The following is a 1,010-nucleotide window of genomic DNA, read 5'->3' as shown; positions in this document are numbered from 1 at the left end:
TTTACGGCGTAACTTTTACGATTGCTAAAGATGTTATGCCAAAATATGTCGATGCTTTCGGGTTTATCGTAATGCGTGTTGGTGGTTCTGTCTTGTTATTTTGGCTGATTTCCTTTTTTGGACCCAAAGAAAAAATCGCAAAAGAAGATTTTCCTCGAATTATTGCGGCAGCGTTCTTCGGAGTTGCTTTTAATATGCTGACTTTTTTCAAAGGATTGAGCTACACCTCGCCCATTATGGGAGCCGTTTTAATGGTTACCACACCTATGATTGTCCTAGTTTTATCCGCTTTCATCATGAAAGAACGAATGGAAAACCGAAAAGTTTTAGGAATCATTTTAGGATTAGCCGGAACGATAACGTTGATTCTTTACGGAAAATCATTGGTAAACGCAACAAACGCATCTTTAGGAAATTTATTGGTTTTTGTAAATGCCGTTTCCTACGGATTTTACCTCATCATCGTGAAAAAATTAATGGATAAATACAACGCCTTCACCTTCGTGAAATGGATTTATACTTTTGGTTTTTTGATGGTGTTGCCTTTTGGTTGGGGCGAATTTCAAGCTATAGATTTCGCTAATTTGTCAACAGATATCAGCTGGAAAATTGGTTTTGTAGTCGTGTTTTCGACTTTCTTAACCTATTTGCTGAATTTAGTTTCCATGCGAGAACTAAAACCTACAACCGTTGCGGTTTTCATCTATTTACAACCCCTTTTCGCTACTATTTTCGCCGTGAGTTTAGGTAAAGACGATTTAAGTTTAGTGAAATTGATTTCAGCTGTGTTGATATTTGTTGGCGTTTATTTGGTAACCCAGAAAAAGTAGACAGTCTCGGTTGACAGTCACAGTATAGGACTGAAAACTGCGACTGTGACTGAAAACTTTTTCTTATCTTTGAAGACATTTTTATAAAAAATATGATACACTCCATGACGGGTTTTGGAAAAGCATCTTTGCAATTACCAACCAAAAAAATTACCGTAGAAATCAAATCGCTAAACAGTA

2 protein-coding genes are annotated in these 1,010 nt (G+C 36.5%); both read left to right on the top strand.

The features are described from left to right. A partial coding sequence (locus Q0075_RS00475; protein ID WP_297867803.1) for a DMT family transporter occupies positions 1-830 on the top strand: 830 nt, incomplete at its 5' end. A 92-nt stretch (positions 831-922) separates the two neighbouring features. Then, positions 923-1,010 (top strand): YicC/YloC family endoribonuclease (locus Q0075_RS00470; protein WP_297867804.1); only part of this gene is annotated, 88 nt, incomplete at its 3' end.

Source organism: uncultured Flavobacterium sp. (genome assembly GCF_937967675.1).
Lineage (GTDB): Bacteria > Bacteroidota > Bacteroidia > Flavobacteriales > Flavobacteriaceae > Flavobacterium.
This window is presented reverse-complemented; position numbering and strand designations above follow the sequence as displayed.